This window comes from Gluconobacter cerevisiae (assembly GCF_015244675.1).
GTDB lineage: Bacteria > Pseudomonadota > Alphaproteobacteria > Acetobacterales > Acetobacteraceae > Gluconobacter > Gluconobacter cerevisiae.
In genome coordinates this window covers 395,746-420,425 of sequence record NZ_JABCQO010000002.1, presented here as the reverse complement: position 1 = coordinate 420,425, position 24,680 = coordinate 395,746, and the positions used below count along the sequence as shown (strand labels likewise).

At 59.7% G+C, this 24,680-nt stretch carries 21 protein-coding genes; 7 read left to right on the top strand and 14 right to left on the bottom strand.

Going from position 1 to position 24,680, the window contains the following annotated elements:
• Positions 1 to 3: 3 nt before the first annotated feature.
• Positions 4 to 942, bottom strand: a complete 939-nt coding sequence (gene cyoA / locus HKD21_RS04760) for a ubiquinol oxidase subunit II (protein WP_194254436.1) — start codon at positions 940 to 942, stop codon at positions 4 to 6.
• A 447-nt stretch (positions 943 to 1,389) separates the two neighbouring features.
• Positions 1,390 to 2,160: a Bax inhibitor-1/YccA family protein gene (locus HKD21_RS04755; protein WP_194254435.1), complete on the bottom strand. Its 771-nt coding sequence runs from the start codon at positions 2,158 to 2,160 to the stop codon at positions 1,390 to 1,392.
• A 151-nt stretch (positions 2,161 to 2,311) separates the two neighbouring features.
• On the opposite strand from HKD21_RS04755, the gene thpR reads away from it, so the two are divergent.
• Together thpR and HKD21_RS04745 are read left to right on the top strand one after the other, a co-directional pair.
• Positions 2,312 to 2,875: an RNA 2',3'-cyclic phosphodiesterase gene (gene thpR / locus HKD21_RS04750; RefSeq protein ID WP_194254434.1), complete on the top strand. Its 564-nt coding sequence runs from the start codon at positions 2,312 to 2,314 to the stop codon at positions 2,873 to 2,875.
• Positions 2,872 to 3,477, top strand: coding sequence for a uracil-DNA glycosylase family protein (locus HKD21_RS04745; protein ID WP_194254433.1), 606 nt, complete (start codon positions 2,872 to 2,874; stop codon positions 3,475 to 3,477). The genes thpR and HKD21_RS04745 overlap by 4 nt, the downstream gene beginning before the upstream one ends.
• 3 nt (positions 3,478 to 3,480) lie before the next feature.
• Here HKD21_RS04745 and HKD21_RS04740 read toward each other — a convergent pair whose 3' ends face one another.
• From HKD21_RS04740 to HKD21_RS04730, 3 genes are all read right to left on the bottom strand, one after another.
• Positions 3,481 to 4,182: a MarC family protein gene (locus HKD21_RS04740; protein ID WP_194254432.1), complete on the bottom strand. Its 702-nt coding sequence runs from the start codon at positions 4,180 to 4,182 to the stop codon at positions 3,481 to 3,483.
• On the bottom strand, positions 4,179 to 6,215 hold the full coding sequence (locus HKD21_RS04735) for a lysylphosphatidylglycerol synthase domain-containing protein (RefSeq protein WP_407646526.1): 2,037 nt from the start codon (positions 6,213 to 6,215) through the stop codon (positions 4,179 to 4,181). The genes HKD21_RS04740 and HKD21_RS04735 overlap by 4 nt, the downstream gene beginning before the upstream one ends.
• 102 nt (positions 6,216 to 6,317) lie before the next feature.
• Complete coding sequence (locus HKD21_RS04730; protein ID WP_194254431.1) at positions 6,318 to 7,961, bottom strand: lysine--tRNA ligase; 1,644 nt, start codon at positions 7,959 to 7,961, stop codon at positions 6,318 to 6,320.
• A 210-nt stretch (positions 7,962 to 8,171) separates the two neighbouring features.
• Between HKD21_RS04730 and HKD21_RS04725 the strand changes: the two genes are divergently transcribed.
• Entirely contained in the window at positions 8,172 to 11,114 is a 2,943-nt protein-coding gene (locus HKD21_RS04725; protein ID WP_194254430.1) for an ATP-dependent DNA helicase, read from the top strand.
• Here HKD21_RS04725 and HKD21_RS04720 read toward each other — a convergent pair.
• The 8 genes from HKD21_RS04720 to HKD21_RS04685 all read right to left on the bottom strand — a co-directional run bounded on the left by HKD21_RS04720 (position 11,105) and on the right by HKD21_RS04685 (position 20,332).
• The gene (locus HKD21_RS04720; protein ID WP_194254429.1) at positions 11,105 to 12,346 is read right to left on the bottom strand and encodes a toxic anion resistance protein; all 1,242 of its coding nucleotides are present in this window, start codon (positions 12,344 to 12,346) and stop codon (positions 11,105 to 11,107) included. The genes HKD21_RS04725 and HKD21_RS04720 overlap by 10 nt on opposite strands.
• Before the next feature lies 1 nt (position 12,347).
• A complete protein-coding gene (locus HKD21_RS04715) occupies positions 12,348 to 13,208 on the bottom strand; it encodes a heavy metal-binding domain-containing protein (RefSeq protein ID WP_194254428.1) in 861 nt (286 codons plus the stop codon).
• 51 nt (positions 13,209 to 13,259) lie between these two features.
• A complete protein-coding gene (locus tag HKD21_RS04710; protein WP_194254427.1) occupies positions 13,260 to 14,228 on the bottom strand; it encodes a hypothetical protein in 969 nt (322 codons plus the stop codon).
• A complete protein-coding gene (locus HKD21_RS04705) occupies positions 14,225 to 14,611 on the bottom strand; it encodes a hypothetical protein (RefSeq protein WP_194254426.1) in 387 nt (128 codons plus the stop codon). The genes HKD21_RS04710 and HKD21_RS04705 overlap by 4 nt, the downstream gene beginning before the upstream one ends.
• Before the next feature lie 160 nt (positions 14,612 to 14,771).
• Positions 14,772 to 17,735, bottom strand: a complete 2,964-nt coding sequence (locus HKD21_RS04700) for a TonB-dependent receptor domain-containing protein (protein WP_194254425.1) — start codon at positions 17,733 to 17,735, stop codon at positions 14,772 to 14,774.
• A 279-nt stretch (positions 17,736 to 18,014) separates the two neighbouring features.
• Positions 18,015 to 19,655 (bottom strand): chaperonin GroEL, encoded by a 1,641-nt coding sequence (gene groL, locus HKD21_RS04695; protein ID WP_194254424.1) that lies wholly within the window; start codon positions 19,653 to 19,655, stop codon positions 18,015 to 18,017.
• A gap of 50 nt (positions 19,656 to 19,705) precedes the next feature.
• Positions 19,706 to 19,996, bottom strand: a complete 291-nt coding sequence (groES, locus tag HKD21_RS04690; RefSeq protein ID WP_194254423.1) for a co-chaperone GroES — start codon at positions 19,994 to 19,996, stop codon at positions 19,706 to 19,708.
• A 129-nt stretch (positions 19,997 to 20,125) separates the two neighbouring features.
• On the bottom strand, positions 20,126 to 20,332 hold the full coding sequence (locus HKD21_RS04685) for a DUF4169 family protein (protein WP_194254422.1): 207 nt from the start codon (positions 20,330 to 20,332) through the stop codon (positions 20,126 to 20,128).
• 42 nt (positions 20,333 to 20,374) lie between these two features.
• On the opposite strand from HKD21_RS04685, the gene HKD21_RS04680 reads away from it, so the two are divergent.
• On the top strand, positions 20,375 to 21,085 hold the full coding sequence (locus tag HKD21_RS04680; protein ID WP_228120935.1) for a dienelactone hydrolase family protein: 711 nt from the start codon (positions 20,375 to 20,377) through the stop codon (positions 21,083 to 21,085).
• 106 nt (positions 21,086 to 21,191) lie between these two features.
• On the top strand, positions 21,192 to 21,455 hold the full coding sequence (locus HKD21_RS04675; protein WP_228120931.1) for a hypothetical protein: 264 nt from the start codon (positions 21,192 to 21,194) through the stop codon (positions 21,453 to 21,455).
• A 50-nt stretch (positions 21,456 to 21,505) separates the two neighbouring features.
• Here the strand turns inward: HKD21_RS04675 and HKD21_RS04670 are convergent, their stop codons facing one another.
• Positions 21,506 to 22,396, bottom strand: a complete 891-nt coding sequence (locus HKD21_RS04670) for an S-methyl-5'-thioadenosine phosphorylase (protein ID WP_194254421.1) — start codon at positions 22,394 to 22,396, stop codon at positions 21,506 to 21,508.
• A 287-nt stretch (positions 22,397 to 22,683) separates the two neighbouring features.
• Here HKD21_RS04670 and hemF point away from each other — a divergent pair, with 287 nt between their 5' ends.
• Together hemF and HKD21_RS04660 are read left to right on the top strand one after the other, a co-directional pair.
• Positions 22,684 to 23,601: an oxygen-dependent coproporphyrinogen oxidase gene (gene hemF / locus HKD21_RS04665; protein WP_194254420.1), complete on the top strand. Its 918-nt coding sequence runs from the start codon at positions 22,684 to 22,686 to the stop codon at positions 23,599 to 23,601.
• Entirely contained in the window at positions 23,598 to 24,680 is a 1,083-nt protein-coding gene (locus tag HKD21_RS04660; protein ID WP_194254419.1) for a type 2 periplasmic-binding domain-containing protein, read from the top strand. Before hemF ends, HKD21_RS04660 begins: the two co-directional genes overlap by 4 nt.

Below are 24,680 nucleotides of genomic sequence, written 5' to 3'. Positions count from 1 at the left end.
CGGTTATTCCTTCATGCCGGTGTCGGACGGTGCAGCGTTAAGAACAGACTGCATGTGCATGACCTTGCCCGTCGTCTTGTCCACCACCATGCCATTGTTATACTTGGCAACGATGCCGTCGAAGAGATCCGGCTGGACATGCGCGAAATACTGTACCGGTGCAGCTTCCTGCGGTGCAGCATATTTCGGGTATGTGGTATCGTCGAGGTTTTCGCTTCCGGTCTTTACCTTCTCAACCCAGTCGTTGAACTGAGCCGGGTCCATGGCAAGCGTACGGAATTTCATATCCGAGAAACCACGACCACTGAACTGCGACGCTTCACCAAGGTAATCCCCGGGTTCACTTGCGAGCAGATGCAGCTGTGTCTGCTGGCCCGGCATGGCGTAGATCATCGAGCCCAGACGGGGGATGAAGAACGACGTCATGACGGAATCAGACGTAATCTGGAAATCGAGCGGCGTGTTCGTAGGAACATCCAGCTGGTTGATCGTTGCGATCCCCAGGTCCGGATAAATGAACAGCCATTTCCAGTCGAGAGAAACCACCTGAACATTCAGCGGCTTGACATTGTCATCCGTCTGAAGGGGGCGGTAGGGGTCATAGGCATGCGTACTCCACCAGCTGATGGCGCCGAGGAAGGCGATCAGAATGGCGGGAACACCCCAAATGACGTATTCGATTGCGGTCGAATGATCCCAGTTCGGGAGGTATTCGGCCTCTTTGTTGGAAGCACGATACTTCCACGCAAAATAAAGCGTCGCGACGCAGGTTGGAACCACAACGAGCATCATGATGACGAATTCCGCCACCATGACATCGCGGTTCATTACTGCGACCGGGCCGCGCGGCTGAAGCAGATCAACCGTACAACCCGATAGCATCAGCGCCGGCAACGCTGGGAGATATCGCCAGAGTTTTTTCATCGGTCCTGCTTTCATCATCCGTTCCGGCTTGCAGTAGTCGCCGGGAAACGGTTTGACACGATAAGGTCCGCATCAGTGCCGCCGAACGCTGCCATAGTCTGCTACCTTTCTCGTTCGTATCCTGACGTCAGGAACCGGATCAAAGATCCGATCCTGAAGTTCATTCAGCATGGGACACGGCTGTCCCGGTTCCTCAGGTTTTTTCTGCCTGAATCGCCTCAAAGACAAGGCTTATCACGGATTTCGTGAGCCCTTCCCCAGCATGGACCTCAGGATGAAATGGCTGTTTTTCGCCACATTTGATCTAATTATGACTTTCATTAAGCATGAAAATTACAGATTTTTAATGTAAACCCGTTTAGAATTCACCGAAATAATTCAAGACTTTTTTAGTCCAAAAAGCAGAAAAGGGCGGCATCATCTGCCGCCCTTTCCACAAGATTCAGTGTCGTTCGAACAGTACTGTCAGTCACTGTTACCTGAACGCACACCCATGAACTGGATGAGAAACTGAAACAGGTTTACGAAATTGAGATACATCGTCAGCGCATCATAGACACTCAGCTTCGCTACTTCTTCCGGACCGGCATAAGCCATGTACTGCTGGTACGTGATCTTGATCCGCTGCGTGTCATAGGCCGCCAGAAGCGTGAAAAGCCCCACACCTATTATTGAAACCAGCATTGCAAGGGGGGAACTGTGCAGGAAGATGTTCACCACAGACGCCAGAACGATGCCGATCAGCCCCATGAACAGGAACGAACCGAGTCGAGCGAGATTGGCACCCGTCGTGTATCCCCACAGCGACATTCCTGCGAATGTAATCGCCGTCACAAAGAACGTCCGGGCCACGGAAACGCCCGTGTAGCTCAGCAGGATACTGGCCATGCTGGCGCCCATCGCGGCGCTGAACAGCAGGAAGATTCCCTGAACGGCCGGACGGGACAGGCGGTTAACGCCGAAGGACAGAACCATCACGAACACGAGCGGCGCAAAGATGCTGATGCCCCCCAGAAGGGTCGGCCGCAGAACGATTGCACCATTCGGCATTTCAGCCAGATGGAAGAACAGAGCGCGCAGGGATGTCTGTGCGACGCCGTAGGCGACCACTCCCGTGATCACCAGACCAAGCGCCATCCAGTTGAAGACCCGGCACATATAAGCACGAAGCCCGGCATCAAGACTGCCGGCTCCGGCCTGCACACCGGCTCTGCTGAAGTTGGAATTAAAAGCCATGACACCTTTTCCAATGAGATGCCCTTCTGAAAAGGGCGCTTGACGAACCAGGGAGGGCCGTCCGTACACTCCACCTGAATGTGGGAGTTTTGCCGGAGGGGTCAAGAATACTCCGCCGTCCCTTACTTATTTTTCATGGGAAACGCGCCTCTTGAGACTTTTTGTCGCACTCGACCTTCCTGTCGATCTCCGTGAAACGCTCGCGCTGATGCGCGGTTCCATGCCCGGCGTGCAATGGGTTCCTGCACAAAACCACCACATCACGCTCCGCTTCATCGGCGAAATCACGGACAGACACCGACTGGAGGAGATTGACCTCGCCCTCTCACGACTGGCCTGGAAGCCCTTCGACCTGTCGCTCGCGCAGGCCGACATCCGCGAGGGCCTTAATGCCGACAGCCTCCTGATCGGAGTTGAGCGCACGCCACAACTCGAGGCGCTTCAGTCTCAGATCGAAAGCGTCCTTCGTCGCGCCGGGTGCCCTCCCGCGAAGCGACGCTTTCAGCCAGCCGTCACGCTGGGGCATTTCTCATCCAGCCAACGCGCCGACGCCATCCAGTGGGTGCAACGGCACAATCTCTTTCGCAGCAAACCGATGTCCGTAGAGCACGTTACGCTTTTCGAAAGTCTGCGCAGCCTTGGAGAGCATGTTTATGTTCCCAGAGCCGAATATGCCTGGCAACCCGACATGCCGCTGACGCCCGAGGAAGAATGACCCGATCCGTCCCCTCTCCTGAGGAGCGTCTTGACGCTCTCCTCAGGGAAGTCCGTGCCTGCCGTGTCTGTGAGGCCCATCTGCCTCTGGGCGCTCGCCCTCTGATCCACGCCTCCGCGACTTCCAGAATTCTGATTGCAAGTCAGGCACCGGGCACCAAGGCCCATATCGCCGGCAAATCGTTTTTCGATCCGTCTGGCAATCGGCTCCGAAGCTGGCTCGATATCCCGGAAGACATTTTTTACGACACCCGGCATGTCGCTATTTTACCTATGGGATTGTGCTATCCCGGCCGCCTGCCTCAGGGCGGCGACAAACCGCCGCGCCCTGAATGCGCACCTTTATGGCGGCAGCGTATCCTGTCGCTCCTGCCGGATATCCGCCTGACACTTCTCGTTGGCAGCTATTCCCAGAACCATGTTCTGGGACGCGGTTCAGTCACGGAGCGAGTCAGGAATTTCAGAGATTACCTGCCCGAGTATTTTCCCCTGCCGCATCCTTCATGGCGCACCGGAGTTTGGGAAAAGAAAGCGCCATGGTTCCAGGAAGAGGTCATCCCCGCCCTGCGCGAACGCGTTCATATGCTGCTTAGCAAACGCTGATCTTTAAGCGGCTCTGGCCTGCCTGAAAGCCTCGACCAGAAATCCTTCGACGCCGGACGAGAGAATCTGAACTCCGATCGCCAGCAGGATGAGGGCGGCCAGACGGCTGACAATCCGCGCACCTGTCACACCCAGCATTGCCACAACGCGCTCGGCATAGGCGTAAACGATGGCCACCACGACGGCCATAGTCGTCGCCGCAGCGGAAACACCCAGATAGTAATCCGCCGTTGGCATGTGGGGCGGCGTGGACGAACTCAGGGCGATGGCGACGGAAATACTTCCCGGCCCCACCGTGAACGGCATTGCCAGCGGAAAGAACGCCCTCTCCCGCAAATCCGGCGTTGTTACGGTGCGACCACCCTGAAGCGCCTGCTTTTCCTTGCGGGCCTCGGACGTTTCAGGCTGCAACAGCATCACCCATGCCCGGGAAGCCACCACGAGACCACCGGTAATGCGCAGGGCATTGATCGAAATGCCGAAAAACCCGAGAATCCAGCTTCCAAACCAGATGGATACCAGCATGATGCCCAGCGAATTCAACGCGACCTGACGCGCCAGTTCGACGACTTCACGGCGCTCACGCCCTTCCGTCGCCTGCGCGAAAATCAGCGAAGCCCCGAGCGGATTGATGATCGAAAACAGCGCGGGAAAGGCAATCAGCCAACTGCTGAGCGTATTCCCCAGCCCGGGCGCCAGGCTCATGAGCCTGTTGCAGCCTGTGGCTGGCGCTTGCGTGCCAGACGTTCCTCACCCTTCAGAAAAGCGCGCAGCATCCGATAATCCTCGGAGAAACAGCATACCGTCCCGGCTGTCCTGTCTGGACAGACCGTCAGTCCCAGATCGTTATAAACGGCCATCAGGGACTGGCCAACCTGTATGAAAGCGAGCTTGCAGCCTTCCTGCAACGCTAGATCCCGCAAGCGCCAAATCGCGGCCACACAGTTCCGTTCGGAGCCCGCCGGATCACCCAGTCCGATGATGAACTGCCCCGTCCGCAGAAACGGAATGGCCGCCCGTCCGGCCTCGTCTAGCAAAAGCCCGGTCGGACGACGCGTGCCCAGTTGCGGCAAGGCATGGGCCAGACTGTGATATCGGCAGGCATTCTCGGTCGTCCAGGCTTCAAACCGAATGCGCGTCCGGCGCATTCCGCGCCACAGGACGTAAAATCCGCAAAGGGCCGAAAATCCCAGAAACCAACGCCCAACAGCCGTATGGGCATCATAGATCATGGAGCGCCACCAGATCGGCCCCAGATGCCGCTGAACCGCTACCCAGCCCACCCCCATGAGCCCCAGTCCCCACAGCGAGAGCGGCGCAAGTGTTGCGGGCGTCAGAGGAGCGGTCAGAAGATGCGCCCTGCGATAATAGCAATTCCGGAACGGCAGCAGCAGCAGCATCACGAGCGCAATGACAACCGGCCCTTCCCACGGCGCATGACGCAAGAGCAGCAGCAGAACAGCCGATCCCAGCATCCCAAGAGAAAATTTCCAGGCCAGCGCCACACGCTGTGACAGCCCCCAGGACAGTGCCGCAAGCCCGACACCAACCACCGTCAATAGAAGATCCGCAATCTGCGATACCGCAGCCCAGAAGGACGTCTGCACAGGCGGCAGGTCCGCCACCAGCGCATAGAGCAGCAGCAACAGCCCGACTACAGCCTGCACACTCGTCGCCACCGCCACGGAGAAATCCGCTTCCGATTCCCGAATTACCTGACTGGGCCTGACCCTGCGCGGCGTCTGCCCTGCCGAAACCAGCGCCTGTTCGCCACGGAGAAACAGTTCGTGCCCCGCGAACATCAGCCCCGCAATCAGAAGAGGGATGATGTAATAGAAAAGCCGGAATACGAGGATTGCGCCCATGATCTGCGATGTCGGCAAATAGGCCTGCAACGCCAGCAGCATGGCCCCGTCGAAAACGCCCAAGCCCCCCGGAACGCTGGCCATCAGCCCGGCCGTGTAAGAAGCCAGATAGATCGCCAGAAAGGTCCCGAACCCGAAATGGGCTTCCGGCGGTAGAGGCGGCAGCACGCAATACGCAATGAGCGCCGTCGCTGCCATGTCCGCCGCACTGACGGCGATTTGTGCAATCGCAATCCCCGGCCCCGGCAACTCGATCTCATACTTCCAGACACGCACATGCTTTCGGACGCGCGAAACCAGCACATAGGCCAGCAGCACACCCCAAAGCCCAAGCCCCACAAACCTGAGCAGAAATGTCGGCAGATGCATCAGAACCGGCACTGCGTGCGGCTCGACAATCAGAATCCCACCGATCAGCGCCATCGTGCCGAGCAGATAGGTCGCCGAGCAGAACGCAATGATCTGCGCAATCGCACCCGGTGCCACGCCCCAGCTCCGGTAGAGCCGGAATCGCACCGCTGCGCCTGAAATCGCCGCACAGCCCAGATTGTGGGACAGCACATAGGAACAGAACGCCGCGAAAGCAGAACGCTGATACGACACGTCCGCCCGGACATGCAGACAGGCCAGACGGTCATAGAAAGTCAAAATGAAGTAGGACAGAAGTGTCGCCGCACCACCGGCCAGCAACGCAGAATCCGGAATAGCGCTCAGACTTGTGGTGATGTCATGCAGCGAAAGATGGCGCAGTTCCCGCCAGATGACGACCACAGCCGCCACCAGCAGACCCAGCCCCACGAGAGCCGGCGCACGTGACAGGAGAACCTGCCAGCGGCGTTTCGACGGACTGGCCTCTGCACACCCGCAATCCACGGGGTCCGCCTCCAGCGATGCACAGACCTGCCCCTTCGCAGACGGAGCCTGAACATCGAGCGACCGAAACTCCGGTCTTTTATCTTTGGGCGCGCCCACGGCTCAGCCCTGTACAGGCTCTTCAACAGGCCGCGCGAGCGCTTCCCGGATCAGACCAACCGTCTCCGGCAGCCCGAACAGGGAGGCAAAAATCCCGAAACGCGGCCCTTCGGTCTGCCCCAGCAGAACCTCATACAGGCATCCGAACCACGACCGCAGTTCGGACTTCTCGAAATAACGTTTTCCGACTTCGAACACGACATCCTGTACGTCACCCGGCGACGTTTCCGGCGCGAGCTTGGCCAGTTCGTCCGCAAGGTCCACCAGCCCCTTGCGCTCGGTATCGGTGGGCGCACGATAGGTTTTGTTCGGGTAAACCTGCTCCTGAAAATATGTCAGCGCGCAGCGTACGAGACGGTCCACATATGGATGCGTTTCGGGCGACAACGTCGGATCATAGCGCCGCAGGAACTTCCACAGCGTCTCCGGCTTGTCGGCATTGGCCACATTCGCAAGGTTCAGCAGCGCCGTGTAGGACACCGGGCTGGTGTCTTCCGGACGGAGTGTTCCGCCATGAATAAACCAGACCGGATTGGCCATCAGTTCCGGCCCTTCCTGCGTTTCGGCCTTCTGCACGAGCGTCAGATAATCGTCTGTAGCGCGTGGAATGACGTCGAAGAACAGACGCTTGGCGCGCGTCGGCTGCTGGAACATGTACTGTCCCAGACTTTCCGGCGTGCCGTAACGCAGCCATTCCTCAACCGACAGACCATTACCCTTGGACTTGCTGATCTTCTGCCCCTGCGCATCAAGGAACAGTTCATAGGTCAGGCCCGCAGGAGGTTCCTTGCCCAGAATGCGGCAGATCTTCGAAGACAGTTTCACACTGTCGATCAGATCCTTACCGGACATTTCATAATCCACGCCCAGAGCATACCAGCGCATGGCCCAGTCGGCCTTCCACTGCATCTTGGCATGACCGCCCAGAACGGACGTCTCGAACGTCTTGCCGGACTCATCTTTCCACACAACGGTCCCGGCATCCGGATCAACCTTGATGATCGGCACCTGCATGACCTGCCCGGTTTCCGGATGGATCGGCAGAACTGGCGAATAAGTCGCACGACGCTCCGGACCAAGCGTCGGAATAATGGTCGCCACGACTTCGTCATGGACTTCAAGCATACGGCGCAGCGCCGCATCAAACGTGCCGTTTGTGTAATACTGCGTGGCGGAGGCGAACTCGTATTCAAAACCGAAACTGTCGAGGAACTGGCGCAGACGTGCATTATTATGCGCGGCAAAGCTCTCGTATTCACCAAACGGATCGGGCACCCGCGTTAGCGGCAGGCCGATATACTTCGCCAGAAGCTCCTGATGAGGCACATTGGTCGGCACCTTGCGCAGCGCATCCATGTCATCGGAGAACGCCAGCAGACGGGTCGGGCGGCCCGTGAGCGCCTCATAGGCCTGACGCACCCAGGTCGTACGCGCCACTTCGCCAAATGTGCCGATATGCGGCAGACCCGAAGGGCCATAGCCGGTCTCGAGAAGAGCCGGAGTCTGCTCTGGCGTCTGGTCCGACGTGTCCTGCGCGCGCGCATCCATGCGCGCGGTGATTTTTCGCGCCTCTTCGAACGGCCATGCTTTTGGAAGCGGCGCGTCAGAAGAGAGGGACGGGGCGATAGGTGTCTTAAATTTCTGCATGATTACACTAAAAAGTAGGGAGACACTTCTTCCCGGTCAAGCAATACGACACATTCCCGTTTCACTCTGACCAATCCTTCACATTACGAAATATTTCAGTAACTTTTTTGCTCTTCCTAACCCCTTGCAGACAGCCAGCTTTCACGTTCCGTTCGCAAAATCCGCAAAACATCCTCGCCGGAATTTTTCCTTCCCGCTACACTGCCCATAATGCCCCGCGCCCCCACCTTCCTGTCGCCATTCGACGCTCCGGCCCTCGTCGCCCGTCGTGGCCTGTCCTCCCTCCTGACCCCGGATGGCGAACTGCTGGACCTGACAGCAGAAGAAACGCGCGAACGCCTCACACAACTTCCCCCGCCCCTTCTGGTCCATGGTCCCGCGGCCCTGCGCGCGCTGGACCTTTCGCCGCTGTCCCAACCCGTTCCGTGGTTCGACCTGCTGGACCTGTTCCTGTTCGTCCGCCCCGCCACGACCGTCGCCCCCACCCCGCGCGGGCTGGCCCTCGCCCTCGGAATCGAGCCGCCTGAAACCATCGGCGCGGACCTCCTGCCCGTTTTGTGCGAAACGCTGCTCGACGAACTGCGACACAAGGCCGAAACACCCGAAGGTACACGTCTGCGTGCCCTGATGGTCCCTCTGACCCGCGCCGGATGGGCCTGGAGCGGCGAAGTCACGGACGTGCTCGGAACCCCGCAAGACACGACAGGCGCTCATCCCTACGAAGCCATCCGCATCTGGAAGCGCCTGCCGCGCTGGGAAGAAACAGCTCCGCGCCCAGCCCCCGGAAGTCAACCCGTCTCACCAAACGCGGCCCGTCAACGTCTGCGAGAAATCCTTGGAGAAAACGCCGAAATCCGCCCTGGCCAAGCCGATTTCGCCTCCGTTGCCACTGGTGCGTTCGAACCGCGCGAAAGCATCGGCTCCCCCAATGTCGTCCTCGCCGAAGCCGGAACCGGCACAGGCAAGACGCTCGGCTATATCGCGCCCGCCAGCCTCTGGGCCGAGCAGAATGATGGCGCCGTCTGGATCAGTACCTATACCCGCCATCTCCAGCGCCAGATCGAACAGGAACTCCGCCGCCTCTACCCGGATAAAAAGATCCTTCGGGAGAAAGTCGTCGTCCGCAAAGGCCGGGAAAACTATCTGTGTCTGCTGAACATGGAAGACCTGCTCAACGTTGCGACCTCACGCGGCCCTGACGGCTTCTCCGCCCTCCTCCCCATGGCCCTGCTCGCCCGCTGGGCCGAAGCCAGCCGCGACGGCGATCTCATGGGCGGCGACCTCCCCGGCTGGTTCGGCGAACTCTTCGGCCACGGCACGCTTTTCGGTATCGCCGACCGACGCGGCGAATGCATCCACGCCGCCTGCCCCCATTATCAAACCTGCTTCGTCGAACACGGAATCCGCCGCGCTCGGCAGGCTGATCTGGTCGTTGCCAACCACGCCCTCGTTCTCTCACAGGCAGCCTGGGCCTCCCTCGCCCCGCCCGGCCTGCCGGACGAAGACACCACGCCCACCCGCTATGTTTTCGACGAAGGCCACCATATCCCCGACGCCGCCGACAGCGCCTTCGCCACGGCCCTGTCCGGGCTTGAAGCCGCCGAACTCCGTCGCTGGCTTCTCGGAGCAGAAGGCAGCCGTTCCCGCGCCCGGGGCCTGCAACGACGACTGGACGATCTGGTCGAACGCCTGCCCATGATCGACACTCCCCTGCAAGCCGCGCTTCAGGCCGCAAGAAGCCTCCCCGCCCCCGGCTGGAGCACACGCCTGCGCCCCGAGAGCCCCGCTGACGAAAGCGTCTTACCGCCTTCCGAGGATGCCCCCGCCCTGCTGATCCCTGCAGACCCCACACCCGAAAACCAGTCCGAAGTCTTCCTCCGCGCTCTGGATCACCAACTCCGCGCCCGACAGACCAAGGACAACCGGGATGGCTATATCTCTGCGGAATGCGACCTACACCCCGTCAACGACGACGTAGCCGCTGCCTCCGAAACGCTCAGCCGCGCCCTGACGCGCCTGCGCGATCCCATCCGTCTTCTGGCGGACCGTCTCGCTGCACAGGTTGAGGACGATGCGGAAATGGACGCTCCTATCCGACAACGCATCGAAGCCATGATCCGCACCCTGCATCGCCGCGCCATCAGCCGCCTGTCCGGCTGGATCGGGATGCTCGACGCACTGCAAACGCCGCCAGAACCGGACGTCACCCCCACTTTCGTGGACTTCATCCGCACCGAACGCCTTCCCCGCACCCGGGCCACCCCCGGCAAAGCACAAAGCGACCATGACATCGGCCTCTACCGGCACTGGCTGGACCCGACCATCCCCTTCGTCTCGACAATCCAGACACCCGCTCACGGCCTGCTCCTGACCTCCGCCACATTGCGCGACCAGACCGGTCACGGCGACACGCAAAACGAAGCAAGCTGGCACGCAGCCGAACTGCGTCTGGGCGCCACGCATTTCCTCAAGCCGCCCATCCGCGCCTCGGTTATGAGCCCGTTCGACTACGCCACGCAGACACGCGCCTATGTGATTACGGACGTCTCGGGCGAAATTGCCTCGCTGGCGCATGCTTTCCGCGCCCTGTTTGAAACCGCAGGTGGCGGTGCACTCGGCCTGTTCACAGCCATCCGCCGCTTGCGAGAAGTCCATCGCCGCATCCATGAACCTTTGGAAACGCAGGGCTTTCCGCTCTACGCGCAGCATGTCGATGCCATGGACAACGCGACCCTCGTGGACGTCTTCCGCACCGAAACCCATAGCTGTCTGTTGGGAACGGACGCCATGCGCGATGGTGTGGACGTTCCCGGCGAAGCCCTGCGCATGGTCGTGTTTGAAAAGACGCCCTGGCCCCGCCCCGACATCCTGCACCGCGAACGCCGCCGCCTGCTGTCCGAAGGCCGACCCGGCGATTATGACGACCGCATCACCCGGATGCGTCTGCGGCAGGCGTTCGGCCGCCTGATTCGTCACGGCAATGATCGCGGCGTGTTCGTCATGCTGGATCGCCGCATGCCCTCACGCCTGCTCTCGGCCTTCCCCGACGGCGTGGATGTCCGCCGCATGTCTCTGGCCGACGCGCTGGAAGACATCGCCGGCTTCCTGCGCCCTGAGACACAGGAAAACGAGCCCCCTCTCCTTCAGGGCTGACCCAGGGGCTGCACCGACTGCTGCGCCAGACTGCGCATGCTGCTCGCCAGACGGTCCCGAAGCTGATGCAGTTCCTTTTCCTGCTCCTGCGCCCTTTCGGCTGCGAGCTTGTCATTTTGCGCCATTTCGCCCAGAGCCTGCGTGACCTTGTCCGCCGCCTGCGCCAGCGCCTCCATCTGTCGCGGGTCCACACCCCGGCTGGCGGCAGTCGTCCGCGCCGCATCCAACGCACCATCGGCCACGAGTCCAAGGATCTTGCGGTCCGCCTCGTTCAGCGCATCGCGCGCGGTAGCGGCATTGCGGTTGTCCACCTGTCCCACGGCCACCGCGCAGGCCGCTTTCAGATTGGGAATGGTCTTCGTCAGCGCGGAATGCAGCGCCATGATCCGCGCTTCCGCGGCCTCGCGCGTGCTCTTGATCATCGGGATGGTCAGGGCCGCACGCATCAGCCCTTCGCGCTGCTCGCTCAGATGCCCCGAGAAATTCGCCAGACGTCCGCGCAGTTCCATGACCTCGGCCGCATCCACAGGGTCCTGTGTCTCCAGCGCATGCTGTCGTAGCGACTCAACGTTTCGCTCGCCCTCTTCAAGCGCAAGCTGACCGGCTGCGATATCAATGTTCAGTTCCCGCACCCCATGCCGCAGCGCCTGATACATATCCTCGAATGACGTGATGTTCCGCTTGAGATCGGCAATCGTCACCCGCGCTTTGGCCTCCTGCTGGTCCATCAGGGCGTTGAACTTCTTGCGATTTTCGGCAAACCCGCTGAGCGCATCCTTCGCGCCCCCCAGCAGACCGCCCATCTTCGCCAGAAAGCCCCCCGGCGCCCCGCCTTCGCCCCGCGCCAGCTTCTGCAAATCGCCGATCCGCAGGATCTTCACACCATCCAGAACACCTGCGGCGATTTCCCCAACCGAATCGCTTTCGCCGAGGGTCCGTCCGGCCAGCATCCGGTCCGAAACCTTCGCCAATTCACCAAGCGCACCCATCCCGTGCGACAAAAGCGTGTTCAGGTCTCCGAAATCAATCGTCTCCGCGCGTCGATGCGCCTCCTCGACCATATCCGCTGGCAGACGGCTGATTTCCACCAGCCGTGGAAAAGCGGGTATCGGTTCCAGTGCCAGCGGCACGGCACCGCTGGGAGTCGGCGCTTCAACCTTCACAGGGACCGGCGCGGGCTCATCAGCATAAAGATCGCTCAGATCCAGCGGTCTGGTCTCATCAGCACTCATGTCAGTCATCCAGCGTCAGGGTGAAGGTCGGATCGATACGGAAATTCGGGTCCGGCTTTCCAGTGTCGTACATGGCCGTGCCGATGGCCAAAAACTCGACGATATGATCGCCCCAAACATGCGATTCCTCACGCAGGGTCGTCCCGATGATTTCATTGGCCCCGACCTCAGCCGCATGGGCCGACATCCGCTCCATGGCATGCTCGCGCGCCGTATAGTAGGCCTGCGTGAACAGATCCAGTTCCACGCACTGCATGGCCTGTTTGAGCGTCGTCATCAGGCTGCGGCGCGGAATATGCTGCACGCAACATCCCAGAACCAGATCCAGCGGCCGCCGCCCCGAGCGCAACGCCAGCGCGAAATCCTGTCCCGACAGATCGGAGGTGAACGGTCGTCCATCCGGTCGCCGATATCCAGAATGTCCTTCCGCATGGACGATCGCCGTTCCGAACGCCCGGAACTCCAACATCCCGCTATCGGCAAGCTGTGAAATCTCCAGACGCGTTCCCACGATCCCGTCCGCGCCAAGCTGCTCGGCTTCCTCGCGCATAATCTCAACGGCCTTCTCACGCGCGCCATACATGGCCCCCGTCAGATCCGTCAGTTCATAGGACGTGTTGCGGAACTGCGTATTGGCCTGCACTTTCCAGATGCTGTTTCCCAGACACAGACCAAGCGCCCGGAACCCGGCCTGCTCGACGACCAGCAGTTCGCGCACACTGAAATCCGACGTTGCAACCCGGCTGCCGGAAGCCCTCATCGGCGGCACCTGTCCCTCACCCTGCGCTGGTTCGGAAGGGCCGCTCCCGCCCCAACCCGGAGGAAGCGCGTCAAAACCCGGAACCTGATCAAAGATACCCATGGGACTCCCGCCGTAAAATCCACAACACTACGAGGCCGCTCGGAACGAGCCTCAGAACAGATCATTCAAGCCGTCAAACAGGCCGCCAAGTCCCTCGGCCACCTCACTGACAACTTCACCGCCAACTTCAAGACCCAGAACAGTCGCCCCAATGCGGCCATCCCTGCCCCGTTCGCCAGGCTCGTCCTCAACCTCGATCCGGTTCGAAACCCCGGCGAAAAGCGGTCGATGCTGCAAGCCCGAACGGACCGCATCCTCCAGTCTGCACACCATCGTAGGAGACACAGAGCCCTGCGCGCCAATGCGCCGATACCCAAGAATGCTCACAGCCGCCCGAACCCGGAGCGACTTTACGACACCCCGTTCCGACTGCACCGTCAGTCCGACCATCTCATCGTGTCCCAACGCTCCGTCCCAATTCCGACAGGCCGGATCGTTCCGCAGGCTCATCGCCGCCGCATCCCGGGTCGCCCGCTTCGCCTGCGTCAGAAGAGCACTCTCCCCGATGCTGAACGCATCGAAAAATCCTTCAAGAAGTCCCGCATAGCGGATCTCCTCCCACGTCCCGACGCCATAATTCACAGGCACGATCCCGGCTGCAAGCGCCACATCCAGGGTCGCGGCGTTCCACGGCACACAGGGCAGCACATCCAGACGTTCAAGCTGCGGCACACGCACGGCCTCGCCATGCAACATGAACCCAAGCGCTCCGCTATGATGCTCAAGCCGGTATCGCAGGTTCAGAACAGCACCCGCACTCAACGCCCGCGCCTGCTCGCGGATGCGGTCCGTTGCCGTACGCCAGCCGGCTTCATGCACGGCCTGCCAGTTCATCCCGGACTTCCACCAGATTTCAGCATGAACGTTCCCTACAGGTGTAATCGCCATGGACGGTGTCAGTAGCGCCTGCCGCACCGACCCCAGACGCACCAGAGGACGTACCCGACTGCCAAGCTCGTGAAACGCCCGTACTTCGGCCTCTTTTTTCGGACCAGAAGACCACGGGAACAGGCGCATCACGGCCGAAAATCCGTCAGTTCGGCAGATGCGCGACCCTCGCCCGAAATAGCCAGTCCTGTCTCATGGATTTTCTGACGCAACTCCGTGATCCAGTCCCGGACCGGAACCTGTTTGCGACTGATCACCACCCCACGTACTTCGTGGGCAATCTCGGCCACCACTCCGTCCCTCTCACGCCGGATTACGAAAACCCGAGTTTCGAACCGGAGGGTAAGCTCATCGATATCGACCGTGCGTTTCAGCCATCCCCGGGTCTTGCGCGTTACGGTTGCCTGACGTGGAAAAGCCTGCTCGCAAAAGACGGCGAACTTTTCCAAAAAGCGCTCCCGGCCATCTTCGGCTTCCCGGATCAGCGCCGCAAGATCGTCGATATTCCCAGTCATGAGCGCCTCTTCGATATCCCTGTCACAGTTCGACAGGTTTCAATTCCCGTCAATCAGGAAATTCCGTTTTCGAAAAAACTACACAAAAAAAAGCCCCCGACCATAATGGCCGGGGGCTCTTGAGGACCAAAGGTCCAGACCGTTATTCAGAGTGTCAGGATCAGAAGTTCAGACCTGCCTGCAGGAAGAAATAACGACCCTGATAAAAGCTGCCATAAGTCGCACCGGCGCTGTTATCCACGCCACTGGCCACGAACGGGGGTTTCTTGTTGGTGATGTTGTTGATGCCGCTTTCGAAGTTCCACTTCTTCCAGCGATAGGCCAGCGTCAGATCCTGTTCGATCATCATCGGCGTCTTGTAACGGCCAGCCGTCGTAGCATTCAGGAACTCGGACTGATTGTTCCAGCGCATCCCACCAATGAACTGCACCATGTAGGTTGCGGTGAACGCACCATGTGTCCAGCCAAACGTCGAGTAGTCACGAACGCGCGGAATGCCATAGGACGCACTCGGGTTGTTCGGACCACCGCCATAAAGCAGGGCGCCAGTGTAGTTGGTGAACGGACCACCCGGAACGAGCTGCTGTGTGTAGTTCAGCAGATACTGGAAGTTGTTGGACACCGACAGGAGGTCATGGGAAGTAACGCGGATACGATAATCGAAATCGAAATCAACGCCGCTTTCATGCAGAGCGCCAGTGTTCTGGTTCGTTGCCGAAACCGTGTTGATCTGGCCATTCGCCAGACGGCTCACCGTATTGCACAGCGAAGGGCTGCTACCCGTGTAGCATCCATCCAGAATATACTGCGTCGGAAGCGCACTGATCGTGTGATTGACCGAGTAGTGCCAGAACTCACCGGAAATGGAGAGATTCGGAATCCAGCGCGGCGTAATGATCGTACCGAATGTGTAGGTCCGTCCGATCTCAGGTGCCAGATGGGCATTACCGCCACCCAGCGTCGGAACCTGGCCTGTACCGGACTGATGGAACGTGGAGGTGTTGATCCCCTGCTTCGCACAGGTGGCCGCAACCGTAGCCGACGCACCGCCGTAGTTCCCAACCTGTCCCGCATCGCACGGATCGTTGGCAAGGTTGTAGCCCAACGACTGACCACCATACAGTTCATAAACATTCGGCTGACGATAGGACGTGCCAATCGTACCACGGAAGCGGATGTCCTGCGTGGGTGCCCAGTTGATGGACGCTTTCCAGTTCTTCGCCGTCTCGGACGTCGTGCTGTAACCCGACGCGCGACCCTGCGCGTCGATCGTCAGATCCTTTGCAAGAAAGACGTTCTTCAGCAGAGTCGCCTTGGCTTCTGCATACCCTTCCGTAACGTCGAAGCCACCACTGGTCGGCAGAACGGTGTTGGTCAGGCTCTGTCCGCTGCTGATCAGCTCGTCAGGCGTGTTGGTCAGCTGTTCGCCACGGTGTTCGAAACCAAACGCCATACCCAGATCGCCGCCGCCCTTCCAGGGCATCGTCGTCACGTGGTTGTTGTTGATGCGCAGGTTCCAGTCACGAAGCTGGTAATGTGAATGCGTGTTCGTGTTGTAATTGACGTAGGACGCAGCCTGTCTGCCCATCGTTCCGAACGGATTGCTGCATCCGAAAGCGGGGCAGACACCGGCATTATAGACCAGAGGGCTGGTGGAGCTGGACGGGTCAGTCTGCTGCAGGCCATAGGCATTCAGCAGGTTCGTGTAAGATCCGACGTTCTCCAGGTGATCCGTCGACATGTTGGAACCATAGGTATACGAAACGTCGTAATCCCAGCCGTAAGCAATCGCACCATTCATACCCACCTTGGCGGTGACAGTATCAGTGGCGTTCTCGTCGCGACGATCCCCGAGTTCCGTCAGACGCTTTGTAAGGTCGACGTTCTGGCCAAATGGATTGTTTGGATCATTGGCAGGAACCGTCAGAACGGACGGCAGTGTGCTGGGCGGGACAGAACCGTTAAACGGTTCGGCTGCCATGTAGCTGGAGCTGGTCCGATGTGAGTACATCACATTGGAATAAAGGTTGGCGTGCCGATTGAACTCGTAGTGAAAATCGCCCGAAAGGCTGGAGTTCTGAAGCTGGTTGATCAGACTCTGATGCTCGCCATTCGCGTAGCGGTTGTTCGTACCCCAGGCACTGACAGTCTTTCCATCTGGTGCCACTGCCGCACTCAGGCCGGTCGCCTCATTCTGGACATGCGTATAATTCGAATAGCCTGAACCGAAAACTTCCGGTCCTGAGCCGACGACGTTGTTCGAGACCTGCGTCGGGTTGCCCCAGCCGCGGTTACGCTGGAGAACACCACCCTGGGTCATATACTGACCGAACAGCGTCAGGTTGCCCTTGTCATGATCGAAATTCCAGCCCTTGTAGGCGGAAATCATGCCAGTGTCGTTATCGCCATGACCGGTAATGCCACCACGGATGGTGATGTTTCCGTCCGACAGATCATGACGCATCTTGATGTTGATGACACCCGAAACGGCGTCGGCGCCGTAAAGCTCGGAACCGCCATCCTTCAGGATTTCGACGCTCGCAATCTGCTGCACCGGCAGGGCGTTCAGATCGATACAGTTCGTCTGACCGTTCAGCGTCGCACGCTTGCCGTCAATCAGCACGAGAACACGGTTAGAACCAAGGTTACGGATGTCAGTGCAGGCCGCACCACCCGTGCCGTTGGTTTCCGCGTTATTCGAACCCGTCCCACCAATGGACGGAATGCGCGCGAAAAAGTCGCTGAGGGTCGTGGCACCCGTCTGCTGGATCTGCTTGGCCGTCACAATCTGGACGGGGTTGGCGTTCTGGTTGTTCGAGGATGCAAGCGCCGATCCCGTAACGACCATGCGTTCGGTACCGCCCGATACACCCTGCGCCTCAAGGACCTCCGCGCGACGACGGCGGGAAGAAGCCGGAGCTGTCGCGGCGACAGGTACGGCAACGGATTGCGCAGGAACAGCAGCAGGTTTTGCAGCAGTCGTCGAAGCCGCTGCCTTGTGGTGCACAGCCTTGTGGGAACGGTGTTCCGGCTGCGTCGTGGAAGCGGCAACAGCCGTTCCTGACAGGGTCCCAACTCCGAGAATTGATGCACACAGCAACAGGTGGCGACGAGATGTGCTCATCAAAGAACAAAATCCTTCAGAAGAATGATGTTCCCTGTCTAAAGATCTCAGAGCGTGACTGTCACGAAAAATACATACCAGCCATGCTTTTAGAGGGCACTTGAATGCAACACGTGTGATAAATGCAACAGTTATACCCAGCCTGGGTTTTTCGTTTGGATTCAGCAATTAAACTGAAATTTAAAAAGCCTCTGACCCGAAGGCCAGAGGCTTTTTTGCAACATATTGGGCATCTCCGCCTCTTCACGGTGAAGAGGCAAAAGATGGACCGGACTTCGATTAGAAGTCCATGTCACCCATGCCGCCCATACCACCCGGAGCACCGGCCGGAGCCTTCTTTTCCGGACGTTCGGCAACCATGGCTTCCGTCGTGATCAGCAGACCACCAACCGAAGCGGCATCCTGCAGGGCCGTACGGACAACCTTGGTCGGGTCGATAATACCGGCTGCGACCAGGTCCTTGTACTCACCCTTCTGGGCGTCGAAACCGAAGACATAGCCGTCATTCTCAAGCACCTTGCCTGCGATGACCGCACCGTCTTCACCAGCGTTGAACGCGATCTGGCGCAGCGGAGCCTGAAGCGCCTTGCGAACGATCTCGCCACCGACGCGCTGGTCGTCGTTCTCGAAGGTCAGACCCTTCAGAGCGGAGGATGCGCGGGCCAGAGCCGTGCCACCGCCCGGAACGATGCCTTCTTCAACGGCAGCGCGGGTTGCATGCAAGGCGTCATCAACGCGATCCTTGCGCTCTTTCACTTCCACTTCGGTGCTGCCACCAACGCGGATGACGGCAACGCCACCAGCCAGCTTCGCCAGACGCTCCTGGAGCTTCTCGCGATCGTAGTCAGACGTCGTTTCCTCGATCTGCGCACGGATCTGGTTGCAACGACCCTTGATGTCGTCGCTGTTGCCAGCGCCTTCGACGATCGTGGTGTTTTCCTTCTCGATGTGGATCTTCTTGGCGCGACCCAGCATTTCGAGCGTGACGGATTCCAGCTTGATCCCGATGTCTTCGGAAATCACCTGGCCGCCCGTCAGGATAGCGATGTCTTCCAGCATGGCCTTGCGACGGTCGCCGAAGCCCGGAGCCTTGACGGCAGCGATTTTCAGACCACCACGCAGCTTGTTCACGACCAGCGTGGCAAGGGCTTCGCCATCAACGTCTTCGGCAATGATCACCAGCGGACGGCCGGACTGCACAACGCTTTCGAGAAGCGGCAGCATCGGCTGAAGCGAGGAGAGCTTCTTTTCGTGGATCAGGATATACGGGCTGTCGAGATCAGCCGTCATCTTCTCCGGGTTCGTCACGAAGTACGGGGAGATGTAGCCGCGGTCGAACTGCATACCCTCGACAACGTCGAGTTCCGTGTGCAGGCCCTTGGCTTCTTCAACCGTGATGACGCCTTCAGAACCGACCTTCTGCATGGCAGAAGCGATCATCTCGCCGATTTCGCTCTCGCCGTTGGCGGAAATCGTTCCGACCTGGGCGATCTCTTCCGGAGACGTGATCTTCTTCGTGTTGTTCTTCAGCTCTTCAACAACAACGCCGACAGCCTTGTCGATGCCGCGCTTCAGATCCATCGGGTTCATGCCAGCGGCAACAGCCTTGGCGCCCTCACGGATGATGGCCTGAGCCAGCACGGTTGCGGTCGTGGTGCCGTCGCCTGCGATGTCGTTCGTCTTGGACGCGACTTCGCGGACCATCTGGGCGCCCATGTTCTCGAACTTGTCAGCCAGTTCGATTTCCTTGGCAACCGACACACCGTCCTTGGTGATGCGCGGTGCGCCAAAGCTCTTGTCGAGAACAACGTTCCGACCCTTCGGGCCGAGCGTTACCTTGACGGCATTTGCGAGGATATCAACGCCACGCAGCATACGCTCGCGGGCATCAGCGCCGAACTTTACGTCCTTGGCAGCCATAATTCTTACTCCTGAATGAGGTTTTTACGAGAGGAAACGGGGACGGCTGTTCAGCCGATCACACCCATGATGTCGCTCTCTTTCATGATCAGCAGCTCTTCGCCATCGATCTTGACCTCGGTGCCGGACCACTTGCCGAACAGCACCTTGTCACCAGCCTTGACGTCCAGAGCCACGATCTGGCCTTGCTCGTTGCGGGCACCCGGGCCGACGGAAACGATTTCGCCTTCGGTCGGCTTGTCCTTGGCGGTGTCAGGAATGATGATGCCGCCAGCGGTCTTCTCTTCGCCCGTGAGGCGACGGACCACTACGCGGTCATGAAGGGGACGAAACTTCGTCATGGATCGCTCCATTTTTGGTCACACCCTTGTAAAAAGCAGCGTGACCGGGTTGCTGCACTCAATGACTGCAGTGCATTTGGCACTCTCACATGGAGAGTGCCAAAGACATAGGCGTCCAACCCGTTTCCGTCAAGGTTTCTCGCTACCATCCCCAGACGGTCCAGAACAAAGTTTCCGTCCGTCGAGCAGGCTTTCCGACCGCTGTTTTTCTATGGTTTCAGCCAGTTTCTGGCCCTTGGTCCGTCCATACAGGCGGCGATTGGCATCCGCAACCTTGGCATCCTCAACGCCCTTGCGGCGTTTGCGTTCCCGGCGGAGATTGATGACGTCGCTCATGATTCATGGCCTTTCGGGCATGACAAAACTGGATAGACAGACATGAAACACAGCCCATCGGACAAGAAAACCCCCGCATCAGGCCAGATGGTCAAACTGACGGCTGCAGACGGACACAGCTTCGGCGCCTGGGAAGCAGGTTCGGCGGAGTCGCCCCTCGCCCTCATCGTCGTGCAGGAAATTTTCGGCCTCACCGATCATATCCGCAATGTCTGCAACGACTTCGCGGCCGAAGGTTTTCACGTCATTGCCCCGGCCGTCTTTGACAGGGCAAAATCCAACGTCGTCCTGCCCTATTCACAGGCGGGTGTGACGGAGGGCCTCGAACTCCGCAGCCAGATCCCATCCGACAAGACGCTCACCGACATTGCCGCTTGCGCGAACGCCCTGCGTGATGCCGGACACGAGAAAGTCGGCATTATCGGCTTCTGCTGGGGTGGCCTGCTCGCCTGGCTGACGGCAACGCAGACCCATGATGTGGACGCTGCCGTGAGTTGGTATGGCGCCGGCATCGGCAATCATGTCGATACCGCACCCAACTGTCCGGTCGAGCTGCATTTCGGCGGCGAGGACGCCTCTATCCCTCACACTGAAATCCAGAAGATCCGCGACGCCCGTCCCGAGATCGAAGAATATGTCTATGACGACGCCGGCCACGGTTTCGGCTGCCCCGAGCGTCCAAGCTTCAACCGTGATGCCCGCGATCTCGCCTGGTCCCGCAGCGTCGATTTTCTGAAAACCAACCTCGCCTGACTCGCCCCCTGATCACGGTGACACAGACTGTCGCAAAACCGTGAAAGAGGTCTATAATGATGACAAACCCGGCGAATACCGCACCGGATCAGACAGGAGTTTCAAAATGAGCACCAATCCGCTCAAAGACGACCCCAAACACGACGCCGCGATCCGTCACGAAGCGCGCCTTCTGTGGGCAGCTGACGGCAAGCCGGCCTGCGGCCCCGAAGGCTATCTCGAAAAGGCTGCGGACCTGATTTCCATCAAGGGCGTACCACAAGGCACTCCGGTCAAGGATCTGCCGCCGGTGGAACTGGACGGCGTGGAAATTGATGATGCGCGTGCAGGCATCGATCTGAACGCAGACCCGAACCACAATCACGACTGATCGTGCTTTCAACCGCGCCTGCATGAAGCAGGCGCGGCACTCACAGAACTTTAGCCCTGCTTCAGAACACGTCCCGCTACGGCGTCAAGCTTGGCCACCAGCTTCGGATCGCGTGCAGCCGGAGCCGTGATGATCGCATGATCCAGCGCGCGCTCGGCACTTGCATCGACCGGACGCTTCTTGCCCAGCATTGGAATGACGGCCTTCACAAGACGACGCGCATTCTCCGCATTGCCCGTCATGACCTTCACAACAGCCTCAACCGTCACGCTGTCATGCTCGCTATGCCAGCAGTCGAAATCCGTGACCATCGCAACGGTCGCGTAGTTCATCTCGGCTTCGCGTGCGAGCTTGGCTTCCGGCATGTTCGTCATACCAACTACCGAACAGCCCCAGGAACGGTACAGTTCGCTCTCGGCACGTGTGGAGAACTGCGGACCTTCCATCACCAGATATGTCCCGCCCCGCGTGAACGGAATGCCAAGCGAGACCGCCTCACCCTGCACCACGTCCAGTATGCGCGCCGAAACCGGCTCCGCCATGCCAACATGCGCCACACAGCCCGTGTCGAAGAAGCTCTTCTCACGTGCAAAGCTGCGATCAATGAACTGGTCCACCAGCACGAAATGCCCCGGCGGCAGCTCTTCCTTGAGCGATCCCACTGCCGAAAGTGACAGAATATCCGTCACACCCGCACGCTTGAGCGCATCGATATTGGCGCGAAAGTTCAGACGCGACGGTGGAATGGGATGCCCCCGCCCATGACGGGGTAGAAACACACACTGCACGCCCTCGAACGTCCCGAACAGCAATTCGTCGGACGGCTCACCCCAAGGCGTTTCAACCTTGCGCCATTCCTTGTTTTCGAGTCCGTCGATGTCGTACAGCCCCGAACCACCGATCACACCGATGACGGGCTGGATTTCCTGTTCCGAAGACATGTCTGTTCCTGACTGTTGTTTGATCCGCTCGCCCGTTCTGGACCACGAGAACGCACAGCGCGCAAGCCTCGCACGCCGTACATGCCCCTTTCCCGCGTTCAGCAAAATATTTTCACAAAAACCCGGCGTTTTTACGAAATGAAAACGTCTTTGCGCCATCGTCCCGCCACGGATGCTCGCCACCAATGAGCGTCAGTCATGCATCAGCCAACTGTTCGACGACGGCACGATTTGCTAGGACACTGCGCGTAACGAAGTTTTGTCCTGTATAGACGGGGGAAGAAAAAATGGACCAGATCAGCCCCGGTTTCGCCGAAACCGTTCGTCCAGACGTGCCTCACGACGCCCTCAAGCAGGACGCCAAAGCCTGGTTCGAAACCCTCCGTGACCGCATCTGCGCGTCCTACGAAAAACTCGAAGACGAAGCCGCGGAGGGTGGTTCGCAGGTCCTGCGTGACCGTACCGCCCCCGGCCGTTTCGAACGCACGGCCTGGAGCCGCCCGGAAGGCGGTGCCGGTGTGATGTCCGTCATGCGCGGCCGCGTGTTCGAAAAAGTCGGCGTCAATGTCTCGACCGTCTGGGGCGAGTTCTCCCCTGAATTCCGCAAAAACATTCAGGGCGCCGAAGAAGACCCGCGTTTCTTCGCCACCGGCGTCTCTCTCGTCGCGCATCCGTGCAACCCGCATGTCAGCGCCGCGCATTTCAACACGCGCATGATCATCACGACAAAGGGCTGGTTCGGAGGCGGCGGCGACATTACGCCCATGTTCCCTGACAGCGCAGAAGCCCGGTCGGACGCGGACTATTTCCACAAATCGTTCGAAGATGCCTGCAACCGCCACGATCCTGAGCATTATCCCCGCTTCAAGGAATGGTGCGACCGCTACTTCCATCTCTCCCACCGCAACGAGCCACGCGGCCTGGGCGGCATTTTCTACGACCAGTTCTCTACAGGAAACGCAGATCTGGACTTCGCCTTTACGAAGGATGTCGGCATGGCCTTCCATGACGCCTACCCCGCCGTTGTGCGTCGCCGGATGTTCACCCCCTGGACCGAAGCCGATCGTGACGCCCAACTCATCCGTCGCGGCCGTTATGTGGAGTTCAATCTTCTTCACGACCGCGGCACGTTGTTCGGTCTCAAGACAGGCGGCAACACCGAAGCCATCCTCATGAGCATGCCGCCGGAAGTCCGCTGGCCGTGAGACTGACCCGACGTGCAGCCCTGAAGGGGCTAGCGGCCCTTGGCGGAACCGCTCCCTTCCTGAACACCCCGGCCCGTGCCGGGAGCCTGACGGATGTTCAACTCCTTCTGGGCGGTACGCTCGCCTCCATTCCAGGCCAGTTCGCGGAACTGGCAAGTGGTGCCATTTCCCATGCGCTGGATCTGGCGACACCTCTCGCACTGACACCCGATATCGGACAGGACGGTGTTCGCGCCGCAAACCTGTTCGATGCCAACAGCGCCCCCGACGGCAACACAGCGCTGGCCTTTCCGGGCGCCACACTTCTGGCGTCCCTGACAGGCGATTCCCGCGTCCATTACGATTTCGGACGCTGGACTCCCGTCCTGGTGGCTTCCACCACAACTGTCGTCATTGCCCGGACCGAATTACATAAAACCCTGCGCAGTCGTCTGACGGGTTTTTTCCACGATCATCCCGTCCGCCTTGCCGTCTCCCGCATTGGCGGCCCCGAACTGAATGCCCTGATGGGCCTCTCACTTCTCGGCCTGCGCCCCATTCCCGTTCCCGGTTATGTGGATTCATCCAATGCCCTGACCGCCCTGCACGAAGGCACCGTCGATGCAGTGCAGATTTCTCCCTATACGCTCGACCGACCGCTTGATGATGTCCTCGCCAACCTACCGGAAGACACGAGTGCAATTTACTACACCGGCGATCTGACGGACACGCATTCGACGACCATCCCCATTTTCATGGAAGCCTATCAGCAGGCGCGGCACCGCGCTCCTGAAGGCCCGTTCTATCATGCCTGGCAGGCTGTTTCCGCTGCGGCAGACACCGCCATGGCCATCGCACTCCCCATGCTGACGCCGCCTGAAATCGTCACACAGTGGAACCGCGCCTGCACGGCTGCCACTGCGGATGCCGGTGTCAGGCGCTGGGCCGAAACACATCATTTCAAACTGGTCACGGGTGAGAACGCTGCTCCGTTCCTCTCACGAGCCGTTCCCGATCTGGGGGCCACACTGGCACTGCGTCGCTGGCTCGCCGTCAATACGCCGCGCTGGCGCGAAGGGCAGGAAACCCGCCACATCTGA